The sequence below is a fragment of the Streptomyces sp. NPDC029296 genome (assembly GCF_055569255.1).
The window spans coordinates 65,675-83,601 of the sequence record NZ_JBVHXT010000029.1; the positions used below are offsets into that span (position 1 = coordinate 65,675).

Genomic DNA, 17,927 nt, shown 5'->3' on the forward strand with positions numbered 1-17,927 from the left:
GCCGGGAGGACACAGCATGAAGGCACACGACGCCCTGTACATCGACGGCGACTGGCGCCCCGCCGAGAGCCGGGACGTGATCGAGGTCGTCAACCCCGCCGACGAGCAGGTCATCGGCAAGGTCCCGGCGGGCGGCCCGCTGGACGTCGACACCGCCGTACGGGCCGCGCGCGCCGCCCTGCCCGCCTGGGCCGCGACACCCCCGGCCGAACGCGCCGCCCGCCTCGCCGCCCTGCACCGCGCCCTCGTCGACCGCAAGGACGAGATCGCCGAGACGGTCACCGCCGAGCTGGGCTCACCGCTGAAGTTCTCCGAGGCCGTGCACGCGGCCGTGCCCCTCGCGGTCGCGGCCTCCTTCGCCGAACTGGCCGCGCGGCACTCCTTCGAGGAGAAGGTCGGCAACTCCACGGTCCTGCACGAGCCCATCGGCGTGGTCGGCGCCATCACCCCCTGGAACTACCCGCTCCACCAGATCGTCGCCAAGGTCGCCCCGGCCCTCGCCGCCGGCTGTACGGTCGTCCTCAAGCCCGCCGAGGACACCCCGCTCACCGCCCAGCTGTTCGCCGAGGCGGTGCACGAGGCGGGCGTCCCCGCGGGGGTGTTCAACCTGGTCACCGGCCTCGGCCCGGTCGCCGGACAGGCCCTCGCCGAGCACCCCGGCGTCGACCTGGTCTCCTTCACCGGCTCCACCGCGATCGGCCGGCGGATCGGCGCGGTGGCCGGCGCGGCCGTGAAGAAGGTCGCCCTGGAACTCGGCGGCAAGTCCGCCAACGTCATCCTGCCGAGCGCCGACCTCGCCCGGGCGGTGAACGTCGGCGTCGCCAACGTGATGTCCAACTCCGGCCAGACGTGCAGCGCCTGGACCCGCATGCTGGTCCACCGCGACCAGTACGCCGAGGCCGTCGAGCTGGCCGCCACCGCCGCCGCCAAGTACGGTGACCGCATCGGCCCGGTGGTCAGCGCCCGGCAGCAGGAGCGGGTGCGCGGGTACATCGAGAAGGGCGTCGCCGAGGGCGCCCGGCTGGTCGCGGGCGGCCCCGAAGCCCCGCGCGAACGCGGCTACTTCGTCAGCCCCACCGTCTTCGCCGACGTCACCCCGGAGATGACGATCGCCCAGGAGGAGATCTTCGGCCCGGTCCTCACCCTCCTGCGCTACGAGGACGAGGAGGACGCCCTGCGCATCGCCAACGGCACGGTGTACGGGCTCGCGGGCGCGGTCTGGGCCGCCGACGAGGCCGAGGCGGCGGCCTTCGCGCGCCGCATGGACACCGGCCAGGTCGACATCAACGGCGGCCGGTTCAACCCCCTCGCGCCCTTCGGCGGTTACAAGCAGTCCGGTGTCGGCCGGGAGCTCGGCAGCCACGGACTCGCCGAGTACCTGCAGACCAAGTCCCTCCAGTTCTAAGGAAGTCCGCGACCATGGCCGTACGAGCCGCCGTCCTGCCCGCCGTCGGCGCCCCGCTGGAGATCACCGCCATCGAGCTGCCCGACCCCGGCCCCGGACAGGTCCGGGTCCGCCTCGCCGCCGCCGGCGTGTGCCACTCCGACCTGTCCCTGTCCAACGGCACCATGCGGGTGCCGGTCCCGGCCGTCCTCGGCCACGAGGGCGCCGGCACGGTCGTCGCCGTCGGCGAGGGCGTCACCCATGTCGCGCCCGGCAGCCCCGTGGTCCTCAACTGGGCGCCCTCCTGCGGCACCTGCCACGCCTGCGCGCTCGGCGAGGTCTGGCTCTGCGCCAACGCGCTGAACGGATCCGCCGAGGTCTACGCCCGCACCACCGACGGCACCGCACTGCACCCCGGACTGAACGTGGCCGCGTTCGCCGAGGAGACGGTGGTCTCCGCGTCCTGCGTGCTGCCGGTGCCGGACGGGGTGGCGCCGGCCGACGCGGCCCTCCTGGGCTGCGCGGTGCTCACCGGCTACGGCGCCGTCCACTACGCGGCGCGGGTCCGGGCGGGCGAGACCGTCGCCGTGTTCGGCGTCGGCGGGGTGGGCCTCGCCGCGATCCAGTCGGCCCGGATCGCGGGCGCGGCCCGGATCATCGCCGTCGACGTCTCGCCCGCGAAGGAGGAGCTGGCCCGCGCGGCCGGCGCCACGGACTACGTCCTCGCCTCCGACACCACCCCCCGCGAGATCCGCGCCCTCACCGGCAAGCAGGGCGTCGACGTGTCCGTGGAGTGCGTGGGCCGCGCGGTCTCCATCCGCGCCGCCTGGGAGTCCACCCGCCGGGGCGGCCGGACGACGGTCGTCGGCATCGGCGGCAAGGACCAGCAGGTCACCTTCAACGCCCTGGAACTCTTCCACTGGGGCCGCACCCTGTCGGGCTGCGTCTACGGCAACAGCGACCCGGCCCGCGACGTGCCGATCCTCGCCGAGCACATCCAGCAGGGCCGCCTCGACCTCTCCACCCTGGTCACCGACCACATCACCCTGGAGGACATCCCGGCGGCCTTCGACAACATGCTCGCGGGGAAGGGGGGCCGGGCGGTGGTGATGTTCTGACGACGCCCCTCACCGCAGCGCGCCGGACGGGATGCCGAGCAGGTCGGACAGGGCCCGCTCGCCCACCGGAGTGATCCGCACGGCCCGCCCGCTGCCCACCCGCACACACCACCCCGCCTCCAGCGCCCGCCGGCACAGCGCCGCCCCCGAGGCCCCCGCGAGATGCGGCCGGCGTTCGGTCCAGTCGAGGCACGCGCGGGCGAGCGGGCGGCGGCCGGAGGGGTCGAGCGGGATGCCGGCCGCGCCGAACCACTCCAGCCCCGCGTCGGTCAGCGCGAACCCGGTGTCCCGGCGCAGCAGCCCCCGCTCGGCCAGCGCGTCGGTGACCGTGATGCCCAGCCGCCCGGCGAGATGGTCGTAACAGGTCCGCCCCCGGGCCAGGGCGGCCCCGGCGCTCGCCTCGCGCAGCCCCCGCGGGGCACGTTGCACCTCCGCCGGGGACACCTGGGCGGCGAGATCCTCCACCAGCTGCGCCACCCGCGCGCCGGCCAGCCGCACGTACCGGTGCCGCCCCTGCCGCTCCTGGACGAGCAGCCCGCCGGCCACCAGCCGGTCCAGGTGCTCGCTCACCGTGGAGGGGGCCACCCCGGCGAGCCGGGCCAGCTCGCCGGCCGTCCACGCCCGCCCGTCCAGCAGCGCCAGCAGGCACGCGGCCCGTGTCCGGTCGGCGATCAGTCCGGCCAGCGCGGCGAGGCCGGCGGCCCGGGGGTCTGCGGTGTTCATGCCTCCAGCATGGGACACCGGCGTTTCGGCGGTCGCCGAAGCGTCACACCCGGACCCGCTCGTACTGCTGCGCCAGCCCGTCCAGCAGCGCGCCGAGCCCCGTCTCGAAGGCCCGCTCGTCGATCTTCTCCTGCTGCTCGGCGAGCAGATGGGCCTGCCCGAGGTGCGGATAGTCGGCCGGGTCGTACGCGCTCGCGTCGTCCACGAAGCCGCCGGCGAACGAACCGAGCGCCGAGCCCATGATGAAGTACCGCATCAGCGCGCCGATGGAGGTGGCCTGCGCCGGCGGCCAGCCCGCGTCGACCATCGCGCCGTAGACCGCGTCGGCCAGCCGCAGCGCGGCCGGGCGGCGCCCGGGGCCCCGGGCGAGGACCGGCACGATGTTGGGGTGGTCGCGCAGGGCGGCCCGGTAGGAGACGGCCCAGTCGTGCAGCGCGGTCCGCCAGCCCCGGCCGTCCTCGAACACCGACAGGTCGACCTGGGCGCTCACCGAGTCCGCGACGGCCTCCAGGATCTCGTCCTTGGTGCGGAAGTGGTTGTAGAGCGAGGGCCCGCTCACCCCCAGCTCGGCCGCGAGGCGCCGGGTGGAGACGGCCGCCAGGCCCTCCCGGTCCACGAGGTCCCGGGCCGTCTCGACGATCCGGTCGGGGCTGAGGAGGGGCTTGCGCGGTCGGGCCATGGCGCACATAGTAGGGCTGCGACAAGAAACTAGCAGTGCTAATTTAAATGTACGGCTTTCAAGATCCGTCGGCGGATCCGTTCGGTGTGGGGTGATCTCGTGGTGAACCTGGGGCTCAGCGAGGAGCAGGCGGCCGTACGGCAGCTCGCCCGGGACTTCGTGGAGCGCGAGATCGCCCCCCACGTGGTCGCCTGGGACCGCGCCGAGGAGGTCGACCGGGGCATCGTCAAGAAGCTCGGCGACATCGGTTTCCTGGGCCTGACCATCGACGAGGAGTACGGCGGCTCGGGCGGCGACCACCTCGCGTACTGCCTGGTCACCGAGGAGCTGGGCCGCGGCGACTCCTCCGTGCGCGGCATCGTGTCCGTCTCCCTCGGGCTCGTCGCCAAGACGATCGCGGCCTGGGGCGGCGAGGAGCAGAAGCGGCGCTGGCTGCCCGGGCTGACCGCCGGCGAGTACGTCGGCTGCTTCGGCCTCACCGAGCCCGGCACCGGCTCCGACGCGGGCAGCCTCACCACCCGCGCCGTGCGCGACGGCGACGACTACGTGGTCAACGGCACCAAGATGTTCATCACCAACGGCACCTGGGCGGACGTCGTCCTGCTCTTCGCCCGCTCCACCGGCGAGCCCGGCCACAAGGGCGTCTCCGCCTTCCTGATCCCCACCGACACGCCCGGCCTGACCCGTCGCGCCGTCCACGGCAAGCTGGGCCTGCGCGGTCAGGCCACCGCCGAACTGGTCCTCGAGGACGTGCGGGTGCCCGCGTCGGCCCTGCTCGGCGCCGAGGGCAAGGGCTTCTCCGTCGCCATGTCCGCGCTCGCCAAGGGCCGGATGTCCGTGGCCGCAGGCTGTGTGGGGATAGCCCAGGCCGCGCTGGAGGCGGCCGTGACGTACGCGGGCGAGCGCGAGCAGTTCGGCACCCCCATCGCCCGCCACCAGCTGGTGCAGGAACTGCTCAGCGACATCGCCGTGGACGTCGACGCGGCCCGGCTGCTGACCTGGCGGGTCGCCGATCTGATCGACCGCGGCGAGCCGTTCGCCGTGGAGTCCTCCAAGGCCAAGCTGTTCGCCTCCGAGGCCGCCGTCCGCGCCGCCAACAACGCCCTGCAGGTCTTCGGCGGCTACGGCTACATCGACGAATACCCGGTCGGCAAACTCCTGCGCGACGCCCGCGTGATGACCCTCTACGAAGGCACCAGCCAGATCCAGAAGCTGCTCATCGGGCGGGCCCTGACCGGGGTGTCGGCGTTCTGAGTACCGTCTGAGTATTCCGGCGGATGTGCCGCGGGGCGCGTCCGCCGATGCTGGGGCCATGAGCGACGCACCGGTCCGACAGCAGAGCACGACCGCCTTCTACGGCCAGGCCGTGGCCTCCTTCTCGGTCGCCATGGCGGCCACCGGCATCGGCATCCTCCGGCTGGACGCGAGCGCCTGGGTCCGCGGCTTCCTGGCGATCGCCGTGCTGTACCTCGTCACCTCCGCCTTCACCCTCGCCAAGGTGATCCGCGACCGGCAGGAGGCCGGGCAGCTCGTCAGCCGGGTCGACCAGGCCCGGCTGGAGAAGCTGCTCGCCGAGCACGACCCCTTCGACAAGGTCTGAGCGGCCACGCTAAGCGCCCGCTCACCGTCGGCGGTATGGTGGTGCTCCTGTCACCGAGAGGGGCGAGCGAGCGATGAGTACGGCGGAGGAGACGACCGGCGGCGAAGTGGAGCCGTGGGAAGAGGTCACCCCGGACGCGGCCCGGCGGCTGCTCGTCGCCGCCGTGGAGGCCTTCGCCGAGCGCGGCTACCACGCGACGACGACCCGTGACATCGCGGGCCGCGCCGGCATGAGCCCGGCCGCGCTGTACATCCACTACAAGACCAAGGAAGAACTGCTCCACCGGATCAGCCGGATCGGCCACGACAAGGCCCTCGGCATCCTGCGCACCGCGGCCCGCCGCGAGGGCACCGCCAAGGAGCGGCTGGCCGACGCGGTGGGCTCCTTCGTCCGCTGGCACGCGGGACGGCGCACCACCGCGCGGGTCGTGCAGTACGAGCTGGACGCCCTCGGCCCCGACGCCCGCGCGGAGATCGTCGCGCTGCGCCGTCAGGTGGACGCCGAGGTGCGCCGGATCATCGAGGACGGCGTGGCCGCCGGCGAGTTCGACGTCCTGGACGTGCGGGGCACCACGCTCGCCGTGCTGTCCCTGTGCATCGACGTGGCCCGCTGGTTCAACGTGGACGGCCCGCGCACCCCCGAGGAGGTCGGCGCGCTCTACGCCGACCTCGTCCTGCGCATGGTCGGGGCCCGCTAGCCGGCGGCCTACAGGTAGTAGCGGGACACCGACTCCGCGACGCACACCGGCTTGTCGCCGCCCTCGCGCTCCACGGTGAACGCGACCGTCACCTGCACACCGCCGGTGACGTCCTCGACACCGGTGATCATCGCGGTGGCGCGCAGCCGGGAGCCGACGGGGACGGGGGAGGGGAAACGGACCTTGTTCGTCCCGTAGTTGACACCCATCTTCACGCCCTCGACCCGGATGAGCTGCGGTCCGAACAGCGGCAGCAGCGACAGGGTGAGGTAGCCGTGCGCGATGGTGGTCCCGAACGGCCCGGCGGCGGCCTTCTCCGGGTCCACGTGGATCCACTGGTGGTCCCCGGTCGCCTCGGCGAACAGACCGATCCGCTTCTGGTCGACCTCCAGCCAGTCGGTGTACCCCAGCCGCTCGCCCACGGCCGCCCGCAGCTCGTCGGGGGAGGTGAAGGTCCTCGGTTCTGCCATGTTCCCGGCCTCTCGCTCGCGTCTCTAAGCAACTGCTTAGCATGGTCGGACGGCGGGGCGATGTCAACGGACGCGCGGCCGGTGGGGCGGGGGGTCTCTGTAATCTCTGAGGGGTGCCCCAGATTCCCGAGAAGATCCACGAGCTGACCGTCGGCCAGTTGTCCGCGCGCAGCGGAGCCGCGGTGTCCGCCCTGCACTTCTACGAGTCCAAAGGCCTGATCTCCAGCCGGCGCACCTCCGGCAACCAGCGCCGGTACAGCCGCGACACCCTGCGCCGGGTCGCCTTCGTCCGCGCGGCTCAGCGGGTCGGCATCCCCCTGGCCACGATCCGCGAGGCCCTGGCCGAACTCCCGGAGGGGCGCACCCCGACCCGGGAGGACTGGGCACGGCTGTCGGAGAAGTGGCGCGCGGAACTGGAGGAGCGGATCCAGCAGCTGAACCGGCTGCGCGACCAGCTCACCGACTGCATCGGATGCGGCTGCCTGTCGCTGAAGACCTGCGCCCTGTCCAACCCTGACGATGTGTTCGGCGACCGCCTGACCGGATCCCGGCTGATGGCGGAACGCCGCTGAGGCGCCGTCCGCGGTGCCGGGCGGCGGGCCCGGCGGTCCACGGCGGGCCGCACGGCCGCGCCCTGCCGCGGACGCGGCGCGCGTCCGGACACCGTCTCGCGTCCGTCGGCGTACTCCGGCACCCGCTCGATGCCGTACGGCCCCGCGTACAGCCGGGACGCGGGCGGCGGTCCGCCCTCCGGCACGTCCTCGGGGTGCGCGGCGTCCGGCGTTCCGGCCGAGGGGGACGGGACCGTGCGCCGGCCGGACCCGGCGGTGTCACGGTCGCCCCCTCCGCCGCCGTGCCCGGCTCAGGACGCGTGCCGTGTCCGGGCGGCCTCGGCCCTCGCCTCCGCCACCAGCCGGGCGTTGGACCCGGCCCGCCGGCCGTCCGGCAGCAGCAGCGTGTCCTCCAGGCCGATCCGGGTGGCCAGGCCCCGCCGCAGCGCGAACCGCAGCACCGGCCAGGTGCCGCCCTCCTCGCCGTGCAGCAGCACCGGGCGGCCGTGCGCCGTCCCCAGCTCCGCCAGCAGCGCCCGTGCCGACGCCTCGGCGGTCGCCGGATCCGGGTCGGTCACCTCGGCCAGCACCCGCAGCACCCCGGCCCCGAGCGGCGAGGCCGCGAACCGGCGGGCCCCCTCGGTGCCGGACCACAGGCCCGCCTCCACGCCCACGCCCCGGGCGAGGAGTTCCGCCGCGACCTCCTCGGCGCCCGGCTCGTGCCAGTTGACCGAGGCGAAGTCGGGCAGCACCGCCCAGGAGCGCACCCGGCCGAGCCGGGCCGCCGGGTCGGGTTCCGCCCAGGCACCGGTGGTCACCCCGACCGGCACCGCCACCCGCGCCCGTATCGCCTCCAGCGCCGGGCCGACGACGCGCGCGGACAGGCTCTCGCTCCCGCACGGTGTCCGGGGATGGACGTGCACCGAGGTGGCACCGGCCGCCACGGCCTCGGCGGCGGAGCGGGCCAGTTCCCCGGGGGACATCGGGACGCCCGCGCCGTCGGCGGCCGACCGGCTTCCGTTGAGACACACCTGCACCATGCCTCGATGGTGCCAGCCGTCACCGACAACGGCCGAAGGACGCTTCCCGCCGTGCGGCCGGGCCTTCCCCGGAAGGGGTGCGGCATCCCCTGCGCACCCTCCGCACACCGCCGCGACCGGTGGTCAGGCGGGCGTCAGCTGGCGGTCCCGGCCCGCGTGCCGCAGGGCCCGGGGGCTGAGGACGGGGGACGGGACCAGGATGCCGCAGTCCGTGCACACCGGGCCGGACGACGGCTCGTGGTCCAGGCCGTACCTCCAGACCAGGCGCTCCCCGCCGCACACCGGGCACGACGACCCCGGCTCCCGCTCCAGCGCGGCGATCAGCCGGCGCAGCACCTCCGCCAGCGGCGCCCGCGGGTGGACGCGGGGATCGTCGCACCAGGCGACCCCGAACCCGCCCCAGGTCAGCCGGTGCCAGTCGTCCACGCTGCCCGGCCGGCGCAGCCCGTCGTGCTTCTCCCTCCTGCGCCGCTCGGTGAAGTCCGTCTCGTAGGCGAGCCAGACGTCGCGAGCCTCCTCCAGCTCCTCCAGCGCGGCCACCAGCCGCGCCGGATCGGGGGAGCGGTCCTCCGGGCCGAAACCCGCCCGGGAACACAGATGGTCCCAGGTCGCCCGATGCCCGTAAGGGGCGAACTTCTCCAGGCACTTGCGCAGCGAGTACCGCCGCAGTGCCAGATCACAGTCCGGGTCGCGTACCTGTCTCGCCAGACTCCGGAAACCGGCCATCGCCCTGCACCTCCGTCACACCTGCACCTGCACTCCGGTCACTTCGGCGTCGTCGCACGGACGTCGCCGAATAGACGTATCGACAGGCGATTCGGCTCCATCTCTTCTCCGGCTCTCCCTGCGGACTCCTGAAAGTGACGCATGTTCACCTTTTAACGTGGGGATAACCGGCGGTAACGTTCGGCCACCCCAGTCGCTAGGAGCCGCCATGCCACGGCGAACCCCACGCACCGCCCCTGACAGACTGAGAACGTCCCGCCGACTCCCCGGGTTCCTGAAGACGGCGTCGGTATGCCTCCTCGTCGCCGGTCTCCTCACACCCCTCACACGGACGGCGGTGGCGGCGACCGACGCCATGGCCGTCAACGACCATTGCGGGGGCCGGTGTTCGGACATCCTGCCGCCCGGCGAGAACGGCAACGCCACCCTCGCGCAGATCCTGCTCAACCAGGCCTTCGGCACCCAGCCCGCACACGCCGAGGACCAGCTCGGCCCGTACGCGCAACTCGCCGGCGGTTACAAGACCCTGACCGACGCCACCGTCAACACCTTCTTCAACGACGCCTCCTTCGGCGTCCCGGCCGACCAGGTCGCCTCCACCGAGAAGCCGGCCGGCCGCGGCGACGTGACCATCGTCCGCGACAAGAAGACCGGCGTCCCGCACATCACGGGCACCACCCGCTACGGCACCGAGTTCGGCGCCGGATACGCGGCGGCCGAGGACCGGCTCTGGCTGATGGACGTCTTCCGGCACGTCGGACGCGGTCAGCTCACCGGCTTCGCGGGCGGCGCGCCCGCCAACCAGGGCCTGGAGCAGCAGTTCTACCGCAATGCCCCCTACACCGAGGCCGACCTCCAGGCGCAGATCGACAACGCCATCGCGCACAACGGCGCCCGCGGCCAGCAGGCCCTGGCCGACGTCAAGGCCTACCTCGACGGCATCAACGCCTACATCGACGCCTCCGACAGCGGCCGTTACTTCCCCGGCGAGTACGTCCTCACCGGCCACAAGGACTCGATCACCAACGCCGGCACCATAGACCACTTCAAGGTCACCGACCTGGTGGCGCTGGCCTCCGTCATCGGCTCCCTGTTCGGCTCCGGCGGCGGCGGGGAGGTCGACAACGCCCTCTCCCTGCTCGCCGCCCAGGCCAGGTACGGCGTCGAGGAGGGCACGAAGGTCTGGGAGTCCTTCCGCGAGCGCAACGACCCCGAGGCCGTCCTCACCGTCCACGACGGCGAGAGCTTCCCCTACGGCGCCAAGCCCGCGAACCCGCAGGGCGCGGCCCTGCCCGACGCCGGCTCCGTGACCCCCGAACCGCTCGTGTACGACCGCACCGGCAGCGCCGCCACCGCGAGCGCCGCGCGGACCTCGGCCACCGCGGCCCGGGCCACGGCCGGCTCCGCCCGGCGCGGCATGTCCAACGCCCTCGTGGTCAGCGGCAAGCACACCGCGAGCGGCCACCCGATCGCCGTCTTCGGTCCGCAGACCGGCTACTTCGCCCCGCAGCTGCTGCTGCTCCAGGAGATCCAGGGCCCCGGCATCAGCGCCCGCGGCGCCTCCTTCGCCGGCCTGAGCATGTACGTCGAACTCGGCCGCGGCCAGGACTACGCGTGGAGCGCCACCACCTCCGGCCAGGACATCATCGACACCTACGCGGTCGAGCTGTGCCAGGACGACTACCACTACCTGTTCCGCGGCACCTGCACCGCCATGGAGAAGGCCGAGCGGAAGAACGCCTGGAAGCCGACCGTGGCCGACGGCACGGCCGCCGGGTCGTACACCATGCGCGTGTGGCGCACCGCGTACGGACCGGTGGCCTACCGGGCGACGGTCGGCGGCAAGAAGGTCGCCTACACCACCCTGCGCTCCTCCTACCTGCACGAGGCCGACTCCATCATCGGCTTCCAGATGCTCAACGACCCCGACTACGTCAAGGGCCCGCAGGACTTCCAGAACGCGGCCCGGCACATCAACTACACCTTCAACTGGTTCTACGCCGACTCCGAGCACACCGCGTACTACAACAGCGGCGACAACCCGGTCCGGGCCGCCGGGGTCGACGCCGACTTCCCCGTGTGGGCGGCCCCCGCCTACGAGTGGCGCGGCTGGGACCCGGCCGGCAACACCGCCGAATACACCCCGGCCGGGGCCCACCCGAACTCCGTCGACCAGGACTACTACGTCTCCTGGAACAACAAGCAGGCGAAGGACTACGCCGCCGCGCCCTGGGGCGAGGGCTCGGTGCACCGCGGCGACCTGCTGGAGGACCGGGTGAAGAAGCTCGTCGCGGCCGGCGGGGTGACCCGGGCCGGACTCACCCGGGCCATGGCCGAGGCCGGCCTCGCCGACCTGCGCGCCGAGGACGTGCTGCCCGGGCTGCTCAAGGTCGTCACCTCCCAGCCGGTGACCGACCCCACGGCCGCCGCCGCGGTGAACAAGCTCCAGGCGTGGGTGACCGCGGGCGCCAGGCGCGCCGAGACGTCGGCCGGGTCGAAGACCTACGCCGACGCCGACGCGATCCGCATCCTGGACGCCTGGTGGCCGCTGCTGGTCAAGGCCGAGTTCGAACCCGGCCTCGGCACCGGCCTGTACACCGCGCTCACCCGCAACCTGCCCGTCGACGAGGCCCCGTCCGCCGGACACGGCCCGACCGGCTCGCACGCCGGCAGCGCCTTCCAGTACGGCTGGTGGTCCTACGTCGACAAGGACATCCGGGCGGTGCTCGGGGAACCCGTACGCGGCCCGCTCGCGCGCACGTACTGCGGCGACGGCAACCTCGCCGCCTGCCGCGACCTGCTGACCGGCACCCTGAAGCAGGCGGCCGCGCTGACCGCCGCCCAGGTCTACCCCGGCGACGACCAGTGCGCGGCGGGCGACCAGTGGTGCGCCGACTCCATCGTCCAGCGCACCCTGGGCGGCATCAAACACGGCAGGATCGGCTGGCAGAACCGGCCGACCTACCAGCAGGTCGTGGAGTTCACCTCCCACCGCTGAGCCGGCCGGTGCGCCCCGGGCGGCGGGTCAGGCGATCCGGCCCGCCGCCAGCACCAGCCGCGCCAGTTCGGGGTGCACGATGTCGCTGTGCGCCCCGGCCGGCGCGCCCCCGCGCCGGACCACGGCCGCCGCGTCCACGCTCACACAGCCCGACGCCGGCAGCCCCCCGGCGAGGGCCGCCGACAGGTCCAGCCGGGCGGCGTGCGGCACCCCCTGCACCCCGTCGTGCCCGAGGGCACCCCAGCGCGGGCCCAGCACGGCCGCGATCTCGTTCCCGGCGCAGGACCGGTCGTCCCCGGCGAGCCGCGAGGCCAGCGGATAGAACGTGCCGAGGGCGGTGTCGAAGTGAGAGTAGGCGCACACCAGGGGACCGTCGACGCGCCGCTGGGCGTCCTCGAGCGCCCCCGACCGGTCCGCCGCGTGCGGCAGCCGGGCGGAGAACACGTAGTGCGAGAAGGCCCCCTGGAGCACGGTCACCGACTTCACCGTGCGCACCGGTCCGGGCAGCCCGCGCAGCGCGAACGCCACCAGCCTGCCGCCGAAGCTGTGCCCCACCAGGTGCACCCGCACCCCGGGCGCCGCCTTCGCCAGCCGTCCGAGCAGCGGCCCGAGCCCGTGCTCGCCGATCGTCCCGGCCCGCCGTTTCATCTGCTGGTAAGCCGCCTGCCGCAGCAGCTCCTTCGCCCCGTCCCACGGATTCGGAAGGCCGAACCCCGCGGTGCCGGCGGCCGGGCCGAGCGCGGCCAGGGCCGCGGCGAACTGCTCGCAGGCGGTCACCGGATCGCAGGTGAACACGGCGGGCTCGCCGTCCTCGTACGTGTCGGCCACCGCCTGCCGACCGCCCGGCTCCGTCAGCAGCCGCACCAGCCGCCCGAACTCGGCCGTCCCGGCGTCGCCGGCCGGCCGCTCGTCCAGCAGCCGGGCCAGCCGGTCCAGCACGGTCGCCCGGCCCGGGAAGGTCTCCAGCAGCGCACGCCGGGTCTCCTTGTCCAGTGCCGGGCGGGGTGCCGCCCCGGCCGCCGCGGACCGCGGGAAGTCCGGGATCGGCTCGTCGCTGAACCGCATCGACGGCCAGACCACTCCGACGTACCCGATCCGGGCCTTCGGCGCCAGCGCCGGAACGGGGCCGAAGAACCGCCGGTACAGCGCGGTCGCGTCCGAACGGTCGTTGTTCCAGCCGTGCGAGAACACGATCAGGTCCCGGACGCCGTGCTCGGCGACCCGCGTCAGCAGCCGGTCGCGTGCGGGGCCGTCCACGTCCCCGTCCGCGTCGAAGGTCAGCTCCCAGTAGGGAGTCACGCTCGTCCCAGGATCCGCCATGCCGGGCTCCCTCGCCCCGAGAACACGTGCTACTTGTACAGGAGATACCCCTTTCGCACCCGCCGGAACGCGGCCAGCTCCTCCTGCCAGGCGCCCGTCACCTCGTCCGTGTCCGCCCCCGCGTCGATCATCGTGCGGACCCGGTCCGAGCCGGTGAGCCTGTCGATCCAGTGGTCGGACCGCCAGGCGAAGCCGTCCCACACCCTCCGGGCCGTCACCAGCAGCGCGATCCCGGTGCGTACCGGGTCGAAGGCGGCCCGGTCGGTCACGTGGAGCTGCACCCCGCCGACGGTCTTCCCCTGGAACTTGGAGAAGACGGGCGCGAAATACGCCTCCCGGAACCGCACGCCCGGCAGCCCCAGCCCGTTCACGGCGGCGGCCCAGCGCCCGTCCACGCCCTCGGCGCCGAGCAGTTCGAAGGGCCGGGTGGTGCCGCGTCCCTCGGAGAGGTTGGTGCCCTCGAACAGACACGTCCCCGAGTACACCAGCGCCGTGTCGGGCGTCGGCATGTTGGGGCTCGGCGGCACCCAGGGCAGCCCCGACGCGTCGTGGAACGCGCCGCGTCTCCAGCCCGACATGGGTACGGTCTCCAGCGCGACCGGGGTGTCCAGGAACTCCCCGTTGAACAGGGCGGCCAGCTCCGCGACCGTCATGCCGTGCGCCTGCGCGATCGGCCGCCGCCCGACGAAACTGGCGAACTCCTCGTGCAGCACCGGTCCCTCGGCCGCCCGGCCGGTCACCGGGTTCGGGCGGTCCAGCACGACGAAGCGCTTGCCGGCGAGCGCCGCCGCCTCCATGCAGTCGTACAGGGTCCAGATGTACGTGTAGAAGCGGGCGCCGACGTCCTGGATGTCGAAGACGACCGTGTCCACGCCGGACGCCGTGAAGATGTCGGCGAGCGGCCGGCCGCTCTTCAGGTACGTGTCGTACACCGGCAGGCCGGTCGCCGGGTCGTCGTGCCGCCCCTCCGAGCCGCCGGCCTGCGCGGTGCCGCGGAAGCCGTGCTCCGGGCCGAAGACCGCGGTCAGCTCGACCCGGGGGTCCCGGTGCATCACGTCGACGATGTGTTCCGTGGTTCTCGTGATGCCCGTCGGGTTGGTGACGATGCCCGTCTTCTGCCCGGCAAGGGGCGCGTAGGCGTCGGCGGCGAGGTTCTCGAAGCCGGTGCGGAGGGGGTCGCGGTGGTGGTGTGGCATCGGAGTGGCCGCCAGTGCGGTCGAGGCGAGCAGGTTTCTTCGGGACAGGTCCATGAGTCCTCCAGTCACCTAGAGGTTGGCGCGGTCACCCTTTCCTTTACACATACCGACTGGTTAGTCTGGCGTCGCTGAGCTGAGTCGCGTCGTGTCGTGTCGTGCCGAAGGAGACCGAGGGTGGAAACCGTGCGGGATGCGGGAGTGGTCGTCACCGGAGCCGGCGGGGGGATCGGGGCCGCGCTGGCCCGGCGGTTCGCCGCCGAGGGGGCCCGGGTCGTGGTGAACGACCTGGACGCGGCGAAGGCGCGGGCGGTGGCCGACGAGATCGGCGGCATCGCCGTGCCCGGCGACGCCTCCGGGATCGTCACCGAGGCACGCGACGCCCTCGGCGGCACGGTGGACGTCTACTGCGCCAACGCCGGGGTCGCCTTCGAGGACGGCGACCTCACCGCCCTGGACGAGCACACCTGGGCGACCTCCTGGGAGGTCAACCTGATGGCCCACGTCCGCGCCGCCCACACCCTGCTGCCCGGCTGGCTGGAGCGCGGCGCCGGACGGTTCGTCGCCACCGTCTCCGCCGCCGGACTGCTCACCATGATCGGCGCGCCCTCCTACAGCGTGACCAAGCACGGCGCCTACGCCTTCGCCGAGTGGCTGTCCCTGACCTACCGCCACCGGGGCGTCAAGGCGCACGCCATCTGCCCGCAGGGCGTCCGCACCGACATGCTGGCCGCCACCGGCAGCGCAGGCGACCTGGTGCTGCGGCCCACCGCGATCGAACCGGAGGCCGTGGCCGACGCGCTGCTGAAGGGCATCGAGGAGGACCGCTTCCTGATCCTGCCGCACCCCGAGGTCGCCGGCTTCTACCAGGCGCGGGCCGGCGAGCCCGAGCGCTGGCTCGCCACCATGAACCACATCCAGCGGAAGTGGGAGACCGCCCGGTGACCGCCTCCCCCTACGCCGCCCGCCCCTGGCTCGCGCTCCTGACCGACGCCCAGCGCGCCCCGCTCGACCCCGCCGACTCCCTCGTGCACGCCCTGCGCGCCGCCGTCGCCGAACACCCCGACCGCACCTTCCTGACCTACTTCGACGGCCGCCTGAGCTACCGGGAGACCGACGAGCTGACCGACTCCGTCGCCGCCCACCTCGCCGCGCGCGGACTCGGGCGCGGCGACCGGGTGGCCGTACTGCTGCAGAACTCCCCGCACTTCGTGCTGGCCGTGCTCGGCGCCTGGAAGGCGGGCGCCACCGTCGTCCCGGTCAACCCCATGTACAAGTCCGGCGAGGTCGCCCACGTCCTGCGGGACGGCGAGGTGGCCGCGCTGATCTGCTCCGACCGGGCCTGGGAGACGTACCTGCGCAAGACCGCCGACGGCTCCCCGGTGCGGATCGTGCTCACCGCCTGCGAGCGGGACCTGCAGACCCGGGACGACCCGCGCGTGCTGGCCTTCGAGCGGCTGCCCCAGGCCCCGGACGCCGACGACCTGACGGCCGTCGCCCGGCAGGGCGGCCGGGCCCCCGAGGGCCGGCTGCCGCGCCCCCGGGACATCGCGCTGATCAGCTACACCTCGGGCACCAGCGGCACCCCCAAGGGCGCCACCAACACCCACGCCAACATCATGTACAACGCCGAGCGGCAGAGCACCGGCCTCCCGCTGCCCGACGCGCCCGTCTACTACGCGCTCGCCCCGCTGTTCCACATCACCGGCATGGTCTGCCAGCTCGGCGCCTGCCTGAACAGCGCCGGCACCCTGGTGCTCACCTACCGCTTCGACGCCGGCGTCGTCCTGGACGCCTTCGCCGAGCACCGCCCGCACTACACCGTCGGCCCCTCCACCGCCTACATGGCGCTCGCCGCCCACCCGGACGCCACCCGCGACCACTTCGCCTCCTTCACCCACCTGTCCTCGGGCGGCGCCCCGGTGCCGCCGGCCCTGGTGGAGCGGTTCCGCGAGCGCTTCGGGCCGTACCTGTGCGTCGGCTACGGCCTCACCGAGTGCACCGCCCCCTGCGCGTCCGTCCCGCCCCACCTCGAGGCGCCCGTGGACCCGGTCTCCGGCACCCTGTCCGTCGGCCTGCCCGGCGCCGACACCCTCGTCCGGATCCTGGACGACCAGGGCGCCGAGGTGCCCCTCGGGGAGCACGGGGAGATCGCCGTGAGCGGGCCGCAGGTGGTCCCCGGCTACTGGCGGCGGCCCGACGCCACCGCCGAGACCTTCCCGGACGGCGAACTGCGCACCGGGGACATCGGGTTCATGGACGAGCGGGGCTGGCTGTACGTCGTGGACCGCAAGAAGGACATGATCAACGCGTCCGGCTTCAAGGTGTGGCCGCGCGAGGTCGAGGACGTCCTCTACACGCATCCGGCGGTGCGCGAGGCGGCCGTCGTCGGGGTGCCCGACGGATACCGCGGCGAGACCGTCAAGGCCTACATCAGCCTGCGTCCGGGCGCCGAGGCGGCCCCGGGTGAACTGGCCGCGTACTGCAAGGAGAGACTGGCCGCCTACAAGTACCCGCGTCAGGTGGAGATCCTGCCCGAGTTGCCCAAGACGGCGAGTGGGAAGATCCTCCGTCGGGAACTGCGTTCCCGGAACACCGACTGAAGACCACGGAAAGGCAGGTGGCGGCAGTGCCCAGGACCACGGACGGAGACGGAACGCCCGTCCCGCAGCGGCTGCTGGCCGCCGCCACCCGGCTCTTCGCCGAGCGGGGCTACGACCGCACCTCCGTCCAGGAGATCGTGGAGGCGGCCGGCGTCACCAAGGGCGCGCTCTACCACTACTTCGGCTCCAAGGACGATCTGCTGCACGAGGTGTACGCGCGCGTGCTGCGCCTCCAGCAGGAGCGGCTGGACACCTACGCGAACGCCGACGAGCCGGTGGAGAAGCGGCTCAGGGACGCGGCGGCCGACGTGGTCGTCACCACGATCGAGAACCTCGACGACGCGTCGATCTTCTTCCGGTCCATGCACCACCTCAGCCCGGAGAAGAACAAGCAGGTCCGCGCCGAGCGCCGGCGCTACCACGAACGCTTCCGCGCGCTCGTCGAGGAGGGCCAGAAGGAGGGCGTCTTCTCCACGGCGACCCCGGCCGACCTGGTGGTGGACTACCACTTCGGCTCCGTCCACCACCTGTCGACGTGGTACCGCCCCGACGGCCCCCTCACCCCCCAGCAGGTCGCCGACCACCTCGCCGACCTGCTGCTGCGGGCCCTGCGGCCCTGAGCCCGTCCGGGCATGGGGCGGGAGCCGGAGGCGCCCGCTGAGACGGCGGTGGCGGGACGCCGGGTGCGCCTCTCGGATGGCCGGCAGGAGGTGATCATGCGGCGGGTCCGGCAGGTGAACGCGGACGGCGGAGGGGGGGGGGGGGGGGGGGGGGGGGGGGGGGGGGGGGGGGGGGGGGGGGGGGACATCCCCCCCAGTTGCGCCG

17 protein-coding genes are annotated in these 17,927 nt (G+C 73.6%); 10 read left to right on the plus strand and 7 right to left on the minus strand.

What is annotated here, in order from left to right; translation table 11 throughout:
- Positions 1–16: 16 nt before the first annotated feature.
- On the plus strand, positions 17–1,405 hold the full coding sequence (locus ACZ4W9_RS24735) for an aldehyde dehydrogenase family protein (RefSeq protein WP_467939342.1): 1,389 nt from the start codon (positions 17–19) through the stop codon (positions 1,403–1,405).
- A 14-nt stretch (positions 1,406–1,419) separates the two neighbouring features.
- Positions 1,420–2,502 carry a Zn-dependent alcohol dehydrogenase gene (locus ACZ4W9_RS24740; RefSeq protein WP_467939344.1) on the plus strand — a complete coding sequence of 361 codons (1,083 nt, stop codon included), beginning with the start codon at positions 1,420–1,422 and terminating at the stop codon, positions 2,500–2,502.
- Positions 2,503–2,511: 9 nt separating this feature from the next.
- Here ACZ4W9_RS24740 and ACZ4W9_RS24745 read toward each other — a convergent pair whose 3' ends face one another.
- Complete coding sequence (locus ACZ4W9_RS24745; RefSeq protein ID WP_467939346.1) at positions 2,512–3,225, minus strand: ArsR/SmtB family transcription factor; 714 nt, start codon at positions 3,223–3,225, stop codon at positions 2,512–2,514.
- A 43-nt stretch (positions 3,226–3,268) separates the two neighbouring features.
- Positions 3,269–3,904: a TetR/AcrR family transcriptional regulator gene (locus ACZ4W9_RS24750; protein WP_467939348.1), complete on the minus strand. Its 636-nt coding sequence runs from the start codon at positions 3,902–3,904 to the stop codon at positions 3,269–3,271.
- A gap of 102 nt (positions 3,905–4,006) precedes the next feature.
- Between ACZ4W9_RS24750 and ACZ4W9_RS24755 the strand changes: the two genes are divergently transcribed.
- The 3 genes from ACZ4W9_RS24755 to ACZ4W9_RS24765 all read left to right on the plus strand — a co-directional run bounded on the left by ACZ4W9_RS24755 (position 4,007) and on the right by ACZ4W9_RS24765 (position 6,201).
- Positions 4,007–5,158: an acyl-CoA dehydrogenase family protein gene (locus ACZ4W9_RS24755; RefSeq protein WP_467939451.1), complete on the plus strand. Its 1,152-nt coding sequence runs from the start codon at positions 4,007–4,009 to the stop codon at positions 5,156–5,158.
- A gap of 58 nt (positions 5,159–5,216) precedes the next feature.
- Positions 5,217–5,504 carry a YiaA/YiaB family inner membrane protein gene (locus ACZ4W9_RS24760; protein WP_467939350.1) on the plus strand — a complete coding sequence of 96 codons (288 nt, stop codon included), beginning with the start codon at positions 5,217–5,219 and terminating at the stop codon, positions 5,502–5,504.
- Between the two features lie 73 nt (positions 5,505–5,577).
- Positions 5,578–6,201: a TetR/AcrR family transcriptional regulator gene (locus ACZ4W9_RS24765; protein WP_467939352.1), complete on the plus strand. Its 624-nt coding sequence runs from the start codon at positions 5,578–5,580 to the stop codon at positions 6,199–6,201.
- An 8-nt stretch (positions 6,202–6,209) separates the two neighbouring features.
- On the opposite strand, the gene ACZ4W9_RS24770 is transcribed toward ACZ4W9_RS24765, so the two are convergent.
- Positions 6,210–6,671, minus strand: coding sequence for a MaoC family dehydratase (locus tag ACZ4W9_RS24770; protein ID WP_467939354.1), 462 nt, complete (start codon positions 6,669–6,671; stop codon positions 6,210–6,212).
- A gap of 113 nt (positions 6,672–6,784) precedes the next feature.
- Here ACZ4W9_RS24770 and soxR point away from each other — a divergent pair, with 113 nt between their 5' ends.
- Positions 6,785–7,243 (plus strand): redox-sensitive transcriptional activator SoxR, encoded by a 459-nt coding sequence (gene soxR, locus ACZ4W9_RS24775; RefSeq protein ID WP_467939356.1) that lies wholly within the window; start codon positions 6,785–6,787, stop codon positions 7,241–7,243.
- Between the two features lie 290 nt (positions 7,244–7,533).
- On the opposite strand, the gene ACZ4W9_RS24780 is transcribed toward soxR, so the two are convergent.
- Complete coding sequence (locus ACZ4W9_RS24780) at positions 7,534–8,262, minus strand: 3-keto-5-aminohexanoate cleavage protein (protein WP_467939358.1); 729 nt, start codon at positions 8,260–8,262, stop codon at positions 7,534–7,536.
- Positions 8,263–8,385: 123 nt separating this feature from the next.
- Positions 8,386–8,988 (minus strand): hypothetical protein, encoded by a 603-nt coding sequence (locus ACZ4W9_RS24785; protein WP_467939360.1) that lies wholly within the window; start codon positions 8,986–8,988, stop codon positions 8,386–8,388.
- A 208-nt stretch (positions 8,989–9,196) separates the two neighbouring features.
- Between ACZ4W9_RS24785 and ACZ4W9_RS24790 the strand changes: the two genes are divergently transcribed.
- On the plus strand, positions 9,197–11,986 hold the full coding sequence (locus ACZ4W9_RS24790) for a penicillin acylase family protein (RefSeq protein WP_467939362.1): 2,790 nt from the start codon (positions 9,197–9,199) through the stop codon (positions 11,984–11,986).
- 27 nt (positions 11,987–12,013) lie between these two features.
- Here the strand turns inward: ACZ4W9_RS24790 and ACZ4W9_RS24795 are convergent, their stop codons facing one another.
- Both ACZ4W9_RS24795 and ACZ4W9_RS24800 read right to left on the minus strand, forming a co-directional pair.
- Complete coding sequence (locus ACZ4W9_RS24795) at positions 12,014–13,306, minus strand: serine-threonine protein kinase (protein ID WP_467939364.1); 1,293 nt, start codon at positions 13,304–13,306, stop codon at positions 12,014–12,016.
- A 29-nt stretch (positions 13,307–13,335) separates the two neighbouring features.
- On the minus strand, positions 13,336–14,556 hold the full coding sequence (locus ACZ4W9_RS24800) for an exo-beta-N-acetylmuramidase NamZ family protein (RefSeq protein ID WP_467939366.1): 1,221 nt from the start codon (positions 14,554–14,556) through the stop codon (positions 13,336–13,338).
- A gap of 120 nt (positions 14,557–14,676) precedes the next feature.
- Here ACZ4W9_RS24800 and ACZ4W9_RS24805 point away from each other — a divergent pair, with 120 nt between their 5' ends.
- From ACZ4W9_RS24805 to ACZ4W9_RS24815, 3 genes are read left to right on the plus strand one after another with little or no spacing between them, the layout of a single operon-like run.
- Entirely contained in the window at positions 14,677–15,444 is a 768-nt protein-coding gene (locus ACZ4W9_RS24805) for an SDR family oxidoreductase (protein WP_467939368.1), read from the plus strand.
- Complete coding sequence (locus ACZ4W9_RS24810; RefSeq protein WP_467939370.1) at positions 15,441–17,102, plus strand: class I adenylate-forming enzyme family protein; 1,662 nt, start codon at positions 15,441–15,443, stop codon at positions 17,100–17,102. The genes ACZ4W9_RS24805 and ACZ4W9_RS24810 overlap by 4 nt, the downstream gene beginning before the upstream one ends.
- 26 nt (positions 17,103–17,128) lie before the next feature.
- On the plus strand, positions 17,129–17,722 hold the full coding sequence (locus tag ACZ4W9_RS24815) for a TetR/AcrR family transcriptional regulator (RefSeq protein ID WP_467939372.1): 594 nt from the start codon (positions 17,129–17,131) through the stop codon (positions 17,720–17,722).
- Positions 17,723–17,927: the final 205 nt, after the last annotated feature.

Coding starts and splice junctions, on each gene's coding strand:
- ACZ4W9_RS24735 (WP_467939342.1), top strand. CDS start 17: ATGAAGGCACACGACGCCCTGTACATCGACGGCGACTGGCGCCCCGCC.
- ACZ4W9_RS24740 (WP_467939344.1), top strand. CDS start 1,420: ATGGCCGTACGAGCCGCCGTCCTGCCCGCCGTCGGCGCCCCGCTGGAG.
- ACZ4W9_RS24745 (WP_467939346.1), bottom strand. CDS start 3,225: ATGAACACCGCAGACCCCCGGGCCGCCGGCCTCGCCGCGCTGGCCGGA.
- ACZ4W9_RS24750 (WP_467939348.1), bottom strand. CDS start 3,904: ATGGCCCGACCGCGCAAGCCCCTCCTCAGCCCCGACCGGATCGTCGAG.
- ACZ4W9_RS24760 (WP_467939350.1), top strand. CDS start 5,217: ATGAGCGACGCACCGGTCCGACAGCAGAGCACGACCGCCTTCTACGGC.
- ACZ4W9_RS24765 (WP_467939352.1), top strand. CDS start 5,578: ATGAGTACGGCGGAGGAGACGACCGGCGGCGAAGTGGAGCCGTGGGAA.
- ACZ4W9_RS24770 (WP_467939354.1), bottom strand. CDS start 6,671: ATGGCAGAACCGAGGACCTTCACCTCCCCCGACGAGCTGCGGGCGGCC.
- ACZ4W9_RS24780 (WP_467939358.1), bottom strand. CDS start 8,262: ATGGTGCAGGTGTGTCTCAACGGAAGCCGGTCGGCCGCCGACGGCGCG.
- ACZ4W9_RS24785 (WP_467939360.1), bottom strand. CDS start 8,988: ATGGCCGGTTTCCGGAGTCTGGCGAGACAGGTACGCGACCCGGACTGT.
- ACZ4W9_RS24790 (WP_467939362.1), top strand. CDS start 9,197: ATGCCACGGCGAACCCCACGCACCGCCCCTGACAGACTGAGAACGTCC.
- ACZ4W9_RS24795 (WP_467939364.1), bottom strand. CDS start 13,306: ATGGCGGATCCTGGGACGAGCGTGACTCCCTACTGGGAGCTGACCTTC.
- ACZ4W9_RS24800 (WP_467939366.1), bottom strand. CDS start 14,556: ATGGACCTGTCCCGAAGAAACCTGCTCGCCTCGACCGCACTGGCGGCC.